Annotated in this window: 1 tRNA gene; it reads right to left on the reverse strand. The window is 74.4% G+C overall.

Annotated elements, in window-relative coordinates:
* Positions 1-53: 53 nt before the first annotated feature.
* Positions 54-152 (reverse strand) — tRNA-Leu (locus tag JHD73_RS28510).
* Between the last annotated feature and the right edge of the window lie 164 nt (positions 153-316).

The raw sequence follows: 316 nt of genomic DNA on the forward strand, positions 1-316 counted from the left end.
CGCGTGCCACGCTTCGTGAGGCAGCGGGAGCAAGAAAAAGAAGAGAAGGGGATTGGTGCCCGAGGCCGGGATCGAACCGGCACGCGCCGGTGAGGGCGCAGCGGATTTTAAGTCCGCGGTGTCTACCCTGTCTCTTATACACATCTCCGAGCCCACGAGACATGGCGCCTGATCTCGTATGCCGTCTTATGCTTGAAAAGGGGGGGGGGGGGGGGGGGGGGGGGGGGGGGGGGGGGGGGGGGGGGGGGGGGGGGGGGGGGGGGGGGGGGGGGGGGGGGGGGGGGGGGGGGGGGGGGGGGGGGGGGGGGGGGGGGGG

This window comes from Ralstonia sp. ASV6, from assembly GCF_016429285.1.
Taxonomy (GTDB): Bacteria; Pseudomonadota; Gammaproteobacteria; order Burkholderiales; family Burkholderiaceae; genus Ralstonia; species Ralstonia flaminis.